This window comes from Kitasatospora sp. NPDC101183, from assembly GCF_044767945.1.
GTDB lineage: Bacteria > Actinomycetota > Actinomycetes > Streptomycetales > Streptomycetaceae > Kitasatospora.
This window is the reverse complement of sequence record NZ_JBIWOW010000018.1, coordinates 63,274-77,423: the sequence shown is the minus strand read 5'-3', so window position 1 is coordinate 77,423 and position 14,150 is coordinate 63,274. Positions and strand designations below refer to the sequence as shown.

Genomic DNA, 14,150 nt, shown 5'->3' with positions numbered 1-14,150 from the left:
GGACAGGCCCCGGACAGGGCCCCGGCTGGAGCCCGCTGAGGCGCTGTTGACGGTCGCTTAAGGTCACGGTCCGGGAAAGGCACGGCAATCCCCATCCCTGCGTAGCACCATGGACACCATGCGTATCCAGGTGACCCGGACCGGCGGCCTCGCCGGCATCGTCCGACACGCGGAGCTCGACACCGCCGACCGCACGGACGCCCCCCACGTCCACGCCCTCGCCCGCGAGGCCGTCGCCGGCGGACTGCGCGCGCCCTCGTACGGCGTGCCGGACGGCTTCCACTACGAGATCACCGTCGACGGCCGGACGGTCCACTGCGCCGACCCGAAGCTCAGCGACTCGCAGCGCGAGCTGGTCTCCCTGGTGCTGCGCGAGGGCGCGTAACCCCCGCGCGGCACTGGGGAGTCGACGGTCAGGAGGCTCAGAAGCCCAGCTTGCGCAGCTGCTTCGGGTCCCGCTGCCAGTCCTTGGCCACCTTGACGTGCAGGTCCAGGTAGACCGGGGTGCCGAGCAGCGCCTCGATGTGCTTGCGGGCGGTGGTGCCGACGTGCTTGAGGCGCGCGCCCTTGGCGCCGATCACGATGGCCTTCTGGCTCTGCCGCTCGATGTACACGTTGGCGTGGATGTCCAGCAGCGGGCGGTCCGCCGGGCGGTCCTCGCGCGGGAGCATCTCCTCGACCACCACGGCCAGCGAGTGCGGCAGTTCGTCGCGCACGCCCTCCAGGGCGGCCTCGCGGATGAGCTCGGCGACCATGATCTGCTCGGGCTCGTCGGTGAGGTCACCGTCCGGGTAGAGCGGCATGCCCTCGGGCAGCAGCTTGGTGAGCAGGTCGGCCACCAGGTCGACCTGCTTGTCGCCGACCGCCGAGACCGGGATGATCTCGGCCCACTCGAAGCCGAGTTCGAGGCCGAGCTGGTGGACGGCGATCAGCTGCTCGGCCAGGCGCTTGGAGTCGACCAGGTCGGTCTTGGTGACGATGGCGACCTTGGGGGTCTTCTTGATCTCGGCGATCTCCTTGGCGATGAACTTGTCGCCGGGGCCGAGCTTCTGGTCGGCGGGCAGGCAGAAGCCGATCACGTCGACCTCCGCCCAGGTGGAGCGGACCAGGTCGTTGAGGCGCTCGCCGAGGAGGGTGCGGGGCTTGTGCAGGCCGGGGGTGTCGACCAGCACGAGCTGGGCGTCCGGGCGGTGCACGATGCCGCGCACGGTGTGCCGGGTGGTCTGCGGGCGGTCGGAGGTGATCGCGACCTTCGTCCCCACCAGGGCGTTGGTCAGGGTCGACTTGCCCGCGTTGGGCCGGCCGACGAAGCACGCGAAGCCGGAGCGGAAGGAGGAAGGGGCATTCATGGGCTCCATTCTCCCTGATCACCGGAGCCCCGCCGCCCAGGGGCCCGCCGGAGCCGCTTCCGGCTCCCTCAGCCCTTGCCCTTGTCGGTGCGGATCAGGGAGAAGACGATCAGCAGCAGGAGGAACCCGAAGGAGCCCCAGAGCCAGAGCGGCGAGCCGGTCTCCTGCCACTTGCCCAAGCCCATGACGAACAGCACCAGCCCGGCGAAGAACGCCAACGCCCCCATGTCCCCAGCCCCTTCACCGTTCCCTCTCTCCCGGTGAGATTATCGGCTGAGCCCATGAGGGCAAGGCCCGGCTCCGGCTGCCGGAGCACCTCAGGGCCCCTCTGGAGCCCCGCAGAGCCCCGCAGAACACCCCGGACGCGCCTCAGCGCGCCTCGGCCGCCACCGTCAGCGTCCCGTCCGGCCCCGCCAGCAGCACCGGCGTCCCGGCCCCGCCCAGGTCCCGTACGGCCGCGAGGTCCGCCTCGGCCGGCTGCCCGGCCTCGCTCACCACGGCCGCCGCCTCCAGCGACTTCGCGCCGCTGGCCACCGCCATCGCGACCGCCGTCTGCAGCGCGCTCAGCTTCAGCGACTCCAGCACGACCGTGCCCGCCACGTAGGTGCGGCCGGTCTCGTCGCGCACCGCGGCCCCCTCGGCCACGCCGTTGCGGGCGCGGGCCGAGCGGGCCAGGGTGATGATCTTCTTGTCTTCGGGGTCCAGCTCGACGATGTCACTCATGCCGCCGAGCATAGGCTGCCCCTCAGTGGCCGACCGGGTGGGTCCGACCGGGGTTCGGGTTCAGCACCTTGACGAAGGTCTTCGCGGCCCCGGTCGGCTGCGCCTCCTCGTGCTCGATCCGCTCCCGCCAGAACGGGTTGTCGTGCGGCAGGTGGCTGCCCACCCGGCCGTACATCCCGAAGGTGGTCACGACGATCCCGAAGACGAACGCGAACAGCACGTTCGACATCCGGAAGTTGAGAATGTTGGCGTCCGGGCGCCCCAGCACCGCCAGCCCGTAGAAGCCGGACAGCACGAACAGCACGCCGACCACCAGGTTGAGGTTGGACGCGAAGTTCCCGCCGACCACCGCCCCCACCAGCAGGACCGCGCCCGCCACGATGGACAGGACGCTCAGCGCCCCGTTGGTCGACAGCCCGGCGATCCGGTCGCCGTGGGTGGCCAGGAACCCGGGGTGGTCGGCCAGCCCCAGGATTCCGAACACGATCAGGAAGATCCCCCCCGCCGCCGCCCCGACCCGCCACACCAGGGCGAGTCGGCGGTCGACCGTGGGCAGTTCGTCTTGCAGCTTCATCGCGACCTCCAGAGAAGCCGACTCTCCCTAGCTGTAGGGATGGGCCTTCTGCATGTGCGGCGTCTCGTGCATGTAGAGCGAACCGCACTGCTGGCAGCAGCGCAGCCCGGTGCCCCACTCCTCCTCGGGCCGGGTCTCGGCCTCGTCGGGCATGGTCCGGCCGCAGAGCGCCGTCGACGGGTCCTCGTCCCGCACCACGTGCCAGGACCTGGCTCCGCCGGCCGCCCCCTGCGGGCCGTACTCCGCGCGAAGTTTGTGCGTCATGCCCTCCATGGTCGCTCGCCCACGACCACCCCGCTACTCGCCCGGGTCGGGGGTGGGGTGGTCGCCCTGGTGGACGGGGGTGGCGACCATGGAGCCGATGCGGTTGCGGCGGCCGGCGGAGGACTCGGCGGTCAGCAGGATGCCGGTGAGGCCGCCCTCGACGGGGTCGGGCAGCGGGATCTCGCAGGCGGAGCCGGGGATCGGGACGCGGCCCAGGTGCTTGGCCAGCAGGCCGCCCACCGTCTCCACGTCCTCGTCCTCCAGCTCGATGCCGAACAGCTCGCCCAGGTCCTCCACCAGCAGGCGGGCGGTGATCCGGTACGAGCCGTCGCCCAGGTCCTCGATCGGGGCGATCTCCCGGTCGTACTCGTCGGTGATCTCGCCGACGATCTCCTCCAGGACGTCCTCGATCGTCACCAGGCCGGCCGTGCCGCCGTACTCGTCGATCACGATCGCCACGTGCGAGCGGCGCTGCTGCATCTCGCGCAGCAGGTCCCCCGCCGCCTTGGAGTCCGGGACGAAGACGGCCGGGCGCATCACCGCGCCCACCTCCTCCGACTCGGCGTCCCGGTTGATGTGGGTGCGCCGCACCAGGTCCTTGAGGTAGACGATGCCGACCACGTCGTCCTCGTTGTCCCCGACCACCGGGATGCGCGAGAAGCCCGAGCGCAGCGCCAGGGTCAGCGCCTGGCGCACCGTCTTGTGCCGCTCGATCATCACCAGGTCGGTGCGCGGCACCATCACCTCGCGCACGATGGTGTCGCCCAGCTCGAAGACGGAGTGCACCATCCGGCGCTCCTCGTCCTCGATCAGGTCGTCCTTCTCGGCGAGGTCCACCAGCGCCCGCAGCTCCGCCTCCGAGGCGAACGGCCCCTCGCGGTAGCCCTTGCCGGGGGTGAGCGCGTTGCCGAGCAGGATCAGCAGCCGCGGGATGGGGCCCAGTACGGCCGCCAGCGGCAGCAGCACGAAGGAGGCCGCCGTCGCCGTGGACAGCGGGTGCTGGCGGCCGATCGTGCGGGGCGAGACGCCCACCGCCACGAAGGACACCAGCACCATCACCCCGAAGGCCAGCAGCACGGCCTGCCAGGTCGGGTGGATGGTGCGGACGCACACGGCCGTGACCAGCACGGCCGCCGCCATCTCGCTGGCCACCCGGATCAGGGTGGCCAGGTTCAGGTAGCGGAACGGGTCGGAGGCGACGACCAGCAGCCGGGCGGAACCCCGCCGGCCGCTGCGCACCGCCTCCTCCGCCCGGAACCGGGAGACCCGGGAGACGCCCGCCTCGGCGCACGCGGCCAGCCAGCCGAGCACGACGAGGGCCACGGCACCGAGGACGTAACTCGTACTTTCACCGCTCACGGGACTGTGGGCCCCGCGCTCAGTGGGTGGTGGGGGCGGGCGAGATGCCCCCGAGGCCGCGCCCGGCCCGCCAGTCGTCGAGGATGCGCTTCTGGAGGGCGAACATCTCCTCCTCTTCCTCCGGCTCCTCGTGGTCGTAGCCGAGGACGTGCAGCACGCCGTGGACGGTGAGCAGCTGCAGCTCCTCGTCCATCGAGTGCTGGGAGGGGGCCGCCTTGCCCTGCTGCTGGGCGACCTCGGGGCACAGGACGATGTCACCGAGCAGGCCCTGGGGCAGCTCCTCGTCCTCCTTGCCGGGGCGCAGCTCGTCCATCGGGAAGGACATCACGTCGGTGGGCCCGGGCAGGTCCATCCACTGGATGTGCAGCTCCTCCATCGCCGCGGCGTCCAGCAGGATCACGGACAGCTCGGACTGCGGGTGGATCCGCATCCGGTCGAGGGCGAAGCGGGCGACGTCGAGGATGGATTCCTCGTCGGCCTCCCAACCGGACTCGTTGGCGATGTCGATCGACATGACGGGCTGGTTACTCAGCTTTCGGTGCGATGGGACTGTCGGGGTGCGCGCGCCGCGGCGGTCTTGCCGGGGCGCCGCTGGGCGGGCTTGCGGTCGGCCGGGGCGTTCTGCTCGGCCTCCTGCACGGCGTCCCAGCGTTCGTACGCGTCCACGATCCGGCCGACCAGCTTGTGGCGGACCACGTCGGTGCTGGTGAGGACGGAGAAGTGGATGTCGGGCACGTCGGCCAGGATCTCCTGGACGACCTTGAGGCCGCTGCGGGTGCCGCCCGGGAGGTCGATCTGGCTGGTGTCGCCGGTGACGACCACCCGGGAGTTGAACCCGAGGCGGGTGAGGAACATCTTCATCTGCTCGGGCGAGGTGTTCTGGGCCTCGTCCAGGATGATGAAGGCGTCGTTGAGGGTGCGGCCGCGCATGTAGGCGAGCGGGGCGACCTCGATGGTGCCGGCCGCCATCAGGCGCGGGATGGAGTCAGGGTCCATCATGTCGTGCAGCGCGTCGTAGAGCGGGCGCAGGTACGGGTCGATCTTCTCGAAGAGGGTGCCGGGCAGGAAGCCCAGCCGCTCGCCGGCCTCGACCGCGGGGCGGGTGAGGATGATCCGGTTGACCTCCTTGGCCTGGAGGGCCTGGACGGCCTTGGCCATCGCCAGGTAGGTCTTGCCGGTGCCCGCCGGGCCGAGCCCGAAGGTGATGGTGTGCTTGTCGATCGCGTCGACGTAGCGCTGCTGGTTGAGGGTCTTGGGGCGGATCGTGCGGCCGCGGTTGGAGAGGATGTTCGCGGTGAACACCTCGGACGGGGCCGGGCTGTCCGGGTCCTGCTCCTGGCCTCGGAGCATGGCGATGGAGCGCTCCACGGAGTCCTCCGTCAGGGGCTGGCCGGTGCGCAGCACCAGCATCATCTCGTTGAAGAGCTTCTGGACGAGGGCGACCTCGGCCCGCTCGCCGGTGGCGGTCACCTCGTTGCCGCGGACGTGGATGTCGGCGGCGGGGAAGCCCTGTTCGATCACGCGCAGCAGCGAGTCCGCCGTGCCGAGGAGGGTGACCATGGGGTGCTTCTCGGGGATGACGAACCGGGCGCTGACGCGGCCGTCGTCGGCCGGCTCGGGGCGCGACCGTCCGTTGGTACGGGTCTGCGGTGTGTCACTCATGGGTCGGCCCTGGGGCCTGCCTCATCCCATCCGTGGTCTCGTGTGCCGCTCGGTCTCTCCGGGGCACCAGGGTACGCCGCGGGCGTGATCGCCGCGGCGGGCGGCGGGGCCGCACCCGACGATGCTCGGGCAGATCGAGGAGCGATGCGAGTGCTTTTCCCGGATGTGCACGGTGTTCACGCGGTCCGGCGGGCCGTTCACGCCGACCAGCGGGCCGTTCACGCGGTCCGGCGGGCCGGCACGGGCACCCGGGCGAGGTCCTCGGCGAGCACCAGCTCCCCGTCGAAGTGCTTGCGGGCGTCGGCCAGGTGCTGCCCGAGGTCGGGGTAGCGCTGGGAGAAGTGGGTCAGCACCAGGGTGCGCGCCCCGGCCTCGGCGGCGACCTTGGCGGCCTGCCCGGCGGTGAGGTGGCCGTGCTCCTCGGCGAGGCGGGCGTCGGCGTCGGTGAAGGTGGCCTCGACGACCAGCAGGTCCGCGTCCTGGGCGAGTTCGTACACGCCCTCGCAGAGCCGGGTGTCCATCACGAAGGCGAACGTCTGGCCGGGCCGGGGCTCGCTGACCTCGGCGAGGGTGACGGTGCGGCCCTGCGCCTCGACGGAGCCCTCGTGCTGGAGGCGGCCCACGGCCGGGCCCCGGACGCCGAGCGCGGCGAGGCGCTCGGGCACCAGGCGGCGCCCGTCCGGCTCGGCGAGGCGGTAGCCGAAGGACTCCACGGGGTGGTCGAGCCGGACGGCGTCCAGCGCGAAGCGGGCTCCGGGGGCGGGCAGCGGGCCGGGCTCGTCGATCGGGCGGGGGCGCAGGACGGCGGTCTCGTGGTAGGCGGTGGCGTGGCGCAGCCGCTCGAAGTAGACCTCGCCGGAGGCCGGGAAGTAGACGTCCACCGGGTGGGGGACGCGGTCCAGGTTGATCCGCTGGATCACCCCCGCGAGGCCCAGGCAGTGGTCACCGTGGAAGTGGGTCACGGCGATCCGGGTGATCTGGGTGGCGGTGACCCCGGCGTGCAGCATCTGCCGCTGGGTGCCCTCGCCGGGGTCGAACAGCAGGCCCTCGCCGTCCCAGCGCAGGAGGTAGCCGTTGTGGTTGCGGTGCCGGGTGGGCACCTGGCTGGCGGTGCCGAGGACGACGAGTTCGCGCTGGGACACGTCAGACCATGCGCTCGGTCATCGACGTCCCGCCGAGCACGTGCACGTGGGCGTGGAAGACTGTCTGCCCGGCGCCCGCACCGGTGTTGAAGATCAGCCGGTAGTCCTCGATGCCCTCGTCCCTGGCCACCTCGCCCGCCTCGGCGAGGAGTTCGCCGGCGATCCGCGGCTCGGCGGCGGCCAGCGCGGCGGCGTTGGGGTAGTGGACGTGCGGGATGACGAGGACGTGCACGGGGGCCTTGGGGGCGATGTCGCGGAAGGCGAGGACGCGTTCGGTCTTGCGCACGACCGTCGCCGGGATCTCGCCCGCCACGATCTTGCAGAACAGGCAGTCGGGCTGCGGCTCGCCGGCCATCTTCGCTCTCCTCGGTTCGCGGGTCCCTGCGGTCCGTACGGGCGCAGCCTAGCGCGCGGGAGCGGGCGCCGTGGCCCCCGCTCCCGCGCCTTCGCTCAGACCTGAGGGAGGGTCGGGCCGGTGCGTGCCGGGGTCTCGGCCAGGGCCGCGAGGGCCAGGCGCACGCCCTCGGCGAGCTGCGGGTCCTCGCCCGAGGCCCAGTGGTGCGGGGCGAAGGGCACCTCGACGTCCGGGTCGGCGCCGTGGTTCTCCAGGCCCCAGCCGTAGTTCTCCAGCCAGAACGCGTACTTGGGCTGGGTGACGAGCGTGCCGTCGACCAGCCGGTAGCGGCTGTCGATGCCGATGACCCCGCCCCATGTCCGGGTGCCGACCACCGGGCCGATGCCCAGGGCCTGGATCGCGCCGTTGACGACGTCGCCGTCCGAGCCGGAGAGCTCGTCGGCGAGCGCGACCACCGGCCCGCGCGGGGCGTCCATCGGGTACGGGACGGGGTGCTCGGTGTCCCGGGCGACGTTCCAGCCGACGATCCGGCGGGCCAGCTTCTCGATCACCAGCTGGGAGGTGTGGCCGCCCCGGTTCTCCCGGACGTCGACGATCAGGCCCTCGCGGGCCATCTCGGTGGTCAGGTCGCGGTGCAGCTGCGCCCAGCCGGCCGACTGCATGTCGGGGATGTGCAGGTAGCCGAGCCGCCCGCCGGACAGCTCGCGCACGGCGGCCCGGCGCCCGGCCACCCAGTCGTGGTAGCGCAGCGGCTCCTCGTCGGCGAGCGGGACGACGACGGGGTGGCGCCGGTCGGTGCCGTCCTTCCCGGCGACGGTCAGCTCGACGGGCTGCCCGGCGGTGCCGGCCAGCAGCGGCGCCGGGCCGGTGACCGGGTCCACCGGGCGGCCGTTGACGGCGAGGACGGCGTCCCCGGGCCGGATCGCCGCCCCGGGCGCGGCCAGCGGGGAGCGGGCCCGGGGGTCGGAGGACTCCCCGGGCAGGATGCGGGCGATCCGCCAGTGCTCGCCGTCCTTGACGAGGTCCGCGCCCAACAGGCCCTGGCGGCGGGCGGGTTCGGTGTAGCGGCCGTACGGGATCACGTAGGCGTGCGAGGTGCCGAGCTCGCCGTGCACCTCCCAGAGCAGGTCGACGAGCTCGTCGTGCGAGCCGACCCGCTCGACCAGCGGCCGGTAGCGCTCCAGGACGCCGGCCCAGTCGACGCCGCCGAGGTCCGGGCGCCAGAAGTTGTCGCGCATCAGGCGGCCGTTCTCGGCGTACATCTGCCGCCACTCGGCGGCCGGGTCGACGGTCACCCGCAGCCGGGCGAGGTCGACGGTGGTCTCGTCCTCGTCGCCGCCCGACTTGTGGTCGGCGGGGACGATCCGCAGCTCGCCCTCGTCCACCACGGCGACCCGGCTGCCGTCCCCACTGACCGCGAAGTCGTCGAGGCCGTGCACGAGTTGCTCGATGCGGCGCTTCTTGAGGTCGAAGCGCTCCAGCACCGGCCGGGGCCGGTCGGCGTCCAACGAGGCCGCGTCGTCGCCGAGTTCGCCGAGCAGCGGGGCCCTGGTCCACAGCACGCCGTCCTTGGCGGCGCGCAGCCGGCCGAAGCGGCCGCCCTCGACGGGGAAGGGCACGATCCGGTCGACGATGCCGTCCAGGTCGACCCGGGTGACGGGCGCGGTCTCGGCCGAACCCTCCTCCCCCTCGGCCTTCTTGGCGCGCGGCTCGTCCTCCTCGCCGCCGATCGGGCGCCCGGCGCGCTGCGGCCCGAACGGGGAGGGGGTGTCGGCGGCCAGGGTGATCAGGTACGGGCGGCAGCCGCCGGGGAAGGCCAGGTCGAAGCCGTGGGCGTCGTACACCGGGTCGAAGTTGCGCACCGAGAGGAAGGCCAGGTAGCGGCCGTCCGCGGTGAAGGCGGGCGAGGAGTCGAAGAAGCGCTGCTGGGTGGCCTCGCTGACGGTGCGGGTGGCGAGGTTGGCCAGCACGATCTGGCGCAGCGAGTACGGGCCGAGGCCGTGCACCGGACGGGACCAGGCCAGCCAGGCCGAGTCCGGGCTGAACGCGAGGCCGCTGACCTCGCCGTCCAGGCTGCGGTCCAGCTCGTGCACGGTGCCGTCGGCCAGGGCGACCAGCAGGACGCGGCCGTCGTGCACGCCGATCGCGGCCTGTTTGCCGTCCGGGGAGACGGCCAGGGCGTTGACCCGGCCCAGCTGCCCGGCGGCGAGGCGGCGGCGCTCGGCGCCCTGCACGGCGGGGGCGAACTCCAGGGCGTCCTCGCCCTCGGCGTCGGAGACCCACAGGACGCCCTGGGCGCCGTCCTCCCCGGGCACCACCCGGGCCAGGCGGCCGCGCACGCCCGGGGTCTCGTCCAAAACCCGGGCGGGGCCCTCGCGGTGGGTCAGCCAGTGCACGCCGCCGCGCACCACGACGGCGCCGGCACGGCCCGTACGGTCGGGCGAGACGGTCTCCAGCCAGTGCGCGGCGGGCACCGGGCGACGGTGGCGGCCGGTGCGGGAGCCGGACAGGTTCAGGTCCAGGCGGCGCGGCTCGGGACCCTCCAAGCCGTCCAGCAGCCACAGCTCGCCGGCGCGGTGGAAGAGCACCCGGGCGCCGTCGGTGGTGGCGTTGCGGGCGTAGAAGCCCTCCGGGTCGGCGGTGTGGCGGCGCAGGTCGGAGCCGTCCGGGAGGCTGGACCAGAGCTCGGAGACGCCCTCGTGGTCGGAGAGGAACGCGATCCGGCCGCCCACCCACATCGGGGAGTCGAGCTGGCCGTCCAGCGCCTCGTGGACGCGGGCGAACTCGCCGCCCTCCGTCCCGAGCCACAGCTTGCCCGCCCGGCCGCCCCGGTAGCGCTTCCAGTGCGCGGGCTCGCGGTTGGCGGAGGCCAGCAGCACGCGCCCGCCCTCGCCCGGCTCGAAGGCCAGCCCGCCGACGGGCCCGTACGGCAGCCGCTGCGGCTCGCCGCCGTCCAGGGGCACGGCGTACGCCCAGGTGCGGCGCAGGCTCGCCTGACCGGCGGCGGTGGTGGCGATCGGGCGGCCGTCGGCCGTCCAGCCCTGCACCCGCGTCTGGTCGCTGCCCCAGTGGGTGAGCCGCCGCGAGGGGCCGCCGTCCACCGGCAGCACGTGCACCTCGGGGGCGCCGTCGCGGGTGGAGGAGAAGGCCAGGTGGCGCCCGTCCGGGGAGAAGCGGGGGTGGTGGACCGGCAGGTGGTCGGCGGTCAGCCGCCAGGCGCGGCCGCCGTCGAGCGGGGCGAGCCAGATGTCGTCCTCGGCGACGAAGGCCGCCAGGTCACCGTGCAGGTGGGGGTGGCGCGGATAGGCGCCCGCGGGGGTGCTCAGGGAGTCCGTCACCCGGCCAGCGTAGGCAGCCGCCGGTGCCGGGCGCTGGCTTTACGCCCAAACTTCCGGGGCTCTGGCTTGACGCGCGAACGTCCGGGGCCTTCAGCTCCAGCGGCCGGTGCGCCCCAGCAGCAGCGCGCCGGCCGCCACCCCGGCGGTGGAGGTGCGCAGCACGGACGGGCCCAGCCGGTACGGCTTCGCGCCCGCCTCGGCGAAGGCGGCCAGCTCCTCCGGCGACACCCCGCCCTCCGGGCCGACCACCAGCACCACGTCCCCGCTCCCGGGCAGCTCGGCCAGCGCCAGCGGCTCGGCGCCCTCCTCGTGCAGCACGGCGGCGAAGGCGGCCTTCTCCAGCAGGGGCAGCAACTGCTTCGTCGTCATCGGCTCTCCGACCTCGGGGAAGCGCAGCCGGCGGGACTGCTTGCCCGCCTCCCGGGCGGTGGAGCGCCACTTGGCCAGCGCCTTGGCGCCGCGCTCGCCCTTCCACTGGGTGATGCAGCGCGAGGCCGACCAGGGGATCACCGCGTCCACCCCGACCTCGGTCATGGTCTCCACGGCCAGCTCGCCCCGGTCGCCCTTCGGCAGTGCCTGGACGACGACGATCCGCGGCGCCGGCGGCTCCTCGCGGCGCACCGCCGTCACGGCCACGTCGATCGCGTCCTTGCCGTGCACCTCGGCGACCGTGCCCTCCACGCCCAGGCCCAGCCCGTCCGCCAGGGTGACGGCCTCCCCGGCCGCCAGCCGCTTCACCGCCGCCGCGTGCCGCCCCTCGGGCCCGTCCAGGCGCACCAGCGCGCCGGGCGCGGCGGCGGCGATCCGCTCGGTCTCGACGACGAAGACGGGCGCGGTCATGGCGGGGGTACCTCCGGGTCGGTTCGGGAACGCGAAGAGGGTGCCGGGCCCCCTCCAAAGAGACGAACTGGCCCCGGCACCCTCCCGCGGTGTGGCTAACGGCCGTTGAAGGCGTCCTTCAGACGCGAGAACAGCCCCTGCTGGCCCGGCGCGAACTGCCCGGAGGGCCGCTCCTCGCCGCGCAGCACCGCGAGGCGGCGCAGCAGCTCCTCCTGCTCGGGGTCGAGCTTGGTGGGCGTCTGCACCTCGACGTGCACTATCAGGTCGCCCCGGCCGCCGCCGCGCAGGTGCGTGATGCCCCGGCCGTGCAGCGGGATCGACTGGCCGGACTGGGTGCCGGGCCGGATGTCGACCTCCTCCAGGCCGTCCAGGGTCTGCAGCGGCACCTGGGTGCCGAGCGAGGCGGCCGTCATCGGGATGGTGACGGTGCAGTGCAGGTCGTCGCCGCGCCGCTGGAAGACGGTGTGGCTGGTCTCGGCGATCTCGACGTACAGGTCGCCGGCCGGGCCGCCGCCGGGGCCGACCTCGCCCTCGCCGGCCAGCTGGATGCGGGTGCCGTTGTCGACACCGGCGGGGATCTTGACCGTCAGGGTGCGGCGGGCGCGGACCCGGCCGTCGCCGGCGCACTCCGGGCACGGGGTCGGCACGACGGTGCCGAAGCCCTGGCACTGCGGGCAGGGGCGGGAGGTCATGACCTGGCCCAGGAAGGACCGGGTGACCTGGGAGACCTCGCCCTTGCCGCGGCACATGTCGCAGGTCTGCGCCGAGGTGCCGGGGGCCGCGCCCTCGCCGCTGCACGTGGTGCAGGTGACGGCGGTGTCGACCTGGAGCTCCTTGGTGGTGCCGAACGCGGCCTCCTCCAGGGTGATCTCCAGCCGGATCATGGCGTCCTGGCCGCGGCGGGTGCGCGAGCGCGGCCCGCGCTGGCCTGCCGCGGCGCCGAAGAAGGCGTCCATGATGTCGGAGAAGCCGAAGCCCGCCGCGCCCGCGCCGAAGCCGCCCGCTCCGCCGCCCGGGGACAGCGGGTCCCCGCCGAGGTCGTAGACCTGGCGCTTCTGCGGATCGGAGAGCACCTCGTAGGCGGCGTTGATCTCCTTGAACCGCTCCTGCGTCTTCGGGTCCGGGTTGACGTCCGGGTGCAGTTCGCGCGCCAGGCGCCGGAACGCCTTCTTGATCTCGTCCTGCCCCGCATCCCGTCGGACGCCGAGTACCGCGTAGTAGTCCGTGGCCACCAAATGCTCCGCTTGTTCCGCCTGTAGTAGTGCTGCGATCGGACCCGTCAGCCGTCTGACGGGGGTTTGCTACGACTCGGCCAGGATCTGACCCACGTACCGTGCCACCGCTCGCACCGCCCCCATTGTGCCCGGGTAGTCCATCCGGGTCGGACCGATCACTCCCAGTTTGGCCACGCTCTCGTCGCCCGAACCGTAACCGACGGACACGACGGAGGTGGAATTCAGCCCCTCGTACGCGATCTCTCGGCCGATCCGGACCGTCATCCCCGCGTCCGCGGTCTCACCCAGGAGGCGGAGCAGGACGACCTGCTCCTCCAGGGCTTCCAGCACCGGCTGGATGGTCAGCGGGAAGTCGTGCCCGAAGCGGGTCAGGTTGGCCGTGCCGGCCAGCATGATCCGCTCCTCGTTCTGTTCGGCGAGCGCCTCGAAGAGCGTCGCCAGGACGGTGGTGACCGTCGGCCGGTCGACCTGCTCGAACATGGCCGGCAGCTCCTCCAGGAGCCCCGGCACGTCCGGCAGCCGCTGGCCGGCGGCGTGCGCGTTGATCCTGGCCCTCAGGTCCGCCAGGACGGTCTCGCCGACCGTGCCCGGGCAGTCGACCATCCGCTGCTCGACCCGGCCGGTGTTGGTGATCAGCACCAGCATCACCTTGGCCGGGGCCAGCGCCACCAGTTCGATGTGCCGGACGGTGGAGCGGGTCAGCGAGGGGTACTGCACCACGGCGACCTGCCGGGTCAGCTGGGCGAGCAGGCGCACCGTCCGGGCGACCACGTCGTCCAGGTCGACGGCGCCGTCCAGGAAGTGCCGGATCGCCCGGCGCTCCGGGGCGCTCATCGGCTTGACCTCGGCGAGGCGGTCGACGAACAGGCGGTAGCCCTTGTCGGTGGGGATGCGCCCGGCGCTGGTGTGCGGCTGGTGGATATAGCCCTCCTCCTCCAGCGCCGCCATGTCGTTGCGCACCGTCGCCGGGGAGACGCCGAGGTTGTGCCGTTCCACCAGGGCCTTGGAGCCGACCGGCTCCTCGGTACCCACGTAGTCCTGGACGATGGCGCGCAGCACGGCCAGCTTGCGCTCGTCCAGCTGGCGGACCTCACCGGCCATGGGGCACGCACCTCCCTCTTCGCACGTTGTCCGTCCGTGTCCCTGTTTCGATGGCTCGGACCGCCCCCGGAGGAGGATCCCGACCCTGGCACTCTGTGCATTCGAGTGCCAGAACCGTACCTGCCAGTGTAAGGCCCGGGTCCTCCCCCAGGAACGGCCCGGCCGGGGTGATCCTGCCCGCAGTTCCGGTCCCGCCACCCTCCCGCGG

General features: G+C 73.1%; 15 protein-coding genes. 1 reads left to right on the top strand and 14 read right to left on the bottom strand.

Features of this window, described 5'->3' with window-relative positions:
• Window positions 1-118: 118 nt before the first annotated feature.
• Complete coding sequence (locus ACIRRS_RS25130) at window positions 119-385, top strand: protealysin inhibitor emfourin (RefSeq protein WP_031067909.1); 267 nt, start codon at window positions 119-121, stop codon at window positions 383-385.
• A 37-nt stretch (window positions 386-422) separates the two neighbouring features.
• Here the strand turns inward: ACIRRS_RS25130 and era are convergent, their stop codons facing one another.
• The 14 genes from era to hrcA form a co-directional block, all read right to left on the bottom strand.
• Window positions 423-1,349 (bottom strand): GTPase Era, encoded by a 927-nt coding sequence (era, locus tag ACIRRS_RS25125; protein ID WP_402974818.1) that lies wholly within the window; start codon window positions 1,347-1,349, stop codon window positions 423-425.
• A gap of 68 nt (window positions 1,350-1,417) precedes the next feature.
• Window positions 1,418-1,576 carry a hypothetical protein gene (locus tag ACIRRS_RS25120; protein WP_402974815.1) on the bottom strand — a complete coding sequence of 53 codons (159 nt, stop codon included), beginning with the start codon at window positions 1,574-1,576 and terminating at the stop codon, window positions 1,418-1,420.
• A gap of 142 nt (window positions 1,577-1,718) precedes the next feature.
• Window positions 1,719-2,072 (bottom strand): cytidine deaminase, encoded by a 354-nt coding sequence (locus ACIRRS_RS25115; RefSeq protein ID WP_402974812.1) that lies wholly within the window; start codon window positions 2,070-2,072, stop codon window positions 1,719-1,721.
• 22 nt (window positions 2,073-2,094) lie between these two features.
• Complete coding sequence (locus tag ACIRRS_RS25110) at window positions 2,095-2,646, bottom strand: DUF4383 domain-containing protein (RefSeq protein ID WP_402974809.1); 552 nt, start codon at window positions 2,644-2,646, stop codon at window positions 2,095-2,097.
• A gap of 27 nt (window positions 2,647-2,673) precedes the next feature.
• On the bottom strand, window positions 2,674-2,910 hold the full coding sequence (locus tag ACIRRS_RS25105) for a hypothetical protein (RefSeq protein WP_402974806.1): 237 nt from the start codon (window positions 2,908-2,910) through the stop codon (window positions 2,674-2,676).
• A gap of 33 nt (window positions 2,911-2,943) precedes the next feature.
• A complete protein-coding gene (locus ACIRRS_RS25100) occupies window positions 2,944-4,269 on the bottom strand; it encodes a hemolysin family protein (protein ID WP_402974803.1) in 1,326 nt (441 codons plus the stop codon).
• A gap of 19 nt (window positions 4,270-4,288) precedes the next feature.
• Window positions 4,289-4,783, bottom strand: a complete 495-nt coding sequence (gene ybeY, locus ACIRRS_RS25095) for an rRNA maturation RNase YbeY (RefSeq protein WP_031067899.1) — start codon at window positions 4,781-4,783, stop codon at window positions 4,289-4,291.
• 14 nt (window positions 4,784-4,797) lie between these two features.
• Complete coding sequence (locus ACIRRS_RS25090; protein ID WP_402974800.1) at window positions 4,798-5,931, bottom strand: PhoH family protein; 1,134 nt, start codon at window positions 5,929-5,931, stop codon at window positions 4,798-4,800.
• Window positions 5,932-6,149: 218 nt separating this feature from the next.
• Window positions 6,150-7,073, bottom strand: a complete 924-nt coding sequence (locus ACIRRS_RS25085) for a ribonuclease Z (protein ID WP_402974797.1) — start codon at window positions 7,071-7,073, stop codon at window positions 6,150-6,152.
• Window position 7,074: 1 nt separating this feature from the next.
• Entirely contained in the window at window positions 7,075-7,428 is a 354-nt protein-coding gene (locus ACIRRS_RS25080; protein ID WP_402974794.1) for a histidine triad nucleotide-binding protein, read from the bottom strand.
• 95 nt (window positions 7,429-7,523) lie between these two features.
• On the bottom strand, window positions 7,524-10,766 hold the full coding sequence (locus tag ACIRRS_RS25075; RefSeq protein WP_402974791.1) for a PDZ domain-containing protein: 3,243 nt from the start codon (window positions 10,764-10,766) through the stop codon (window positions 7,524-7,526).
• A 90-nt stretch (window positions 10,767-10,856) separates the two neighbouring features.
• A complete protein-coding gene (locus ACIRRS_RS25070; RefSeq protein ID WP_402974788.1) occupies window positions 10,857-11,606 on the bottom strand; it encodes a 16S rRNA (uracil(1498)-N(3))-methyltransferase in 750 nt (249 codons plus the stop codon).
• A 95-nt stretch (window positions 11,607-11,701) separates the two neighbouring features.
• Window positions 11,702-12,838: a molecular chaperone DnaJ gene (gene dnaJ / locus ACIRRS_RS25065; RefSeq protein ID WP_402974785.1), complete on the bottom strand. Its 1,137-nt coding sequence runs from the start codon at window positions 12,836-12,838 to the stop codon at window positions 11,702-11,704.
• A 69-nt stretch (window positions 12,839-12,907) separates the two neighbouring features.
• Window positions 12,908-13,942 carry a heat-inducible transcriptional repressor HrcA gene (hrcA, locus tag ACIRRS_RS25060; protein WP_402974782.1) on the bottom strand — a complete coding sequence of 345 codons (1,035 nt, stop codon included), beginning with the start codon at window positions 13,940-13,942 and terminating at the stop codon, window positions 12,908-12,910.
• Window positions 13,943-14,150 lie beyond the last annotated feature (208 nt).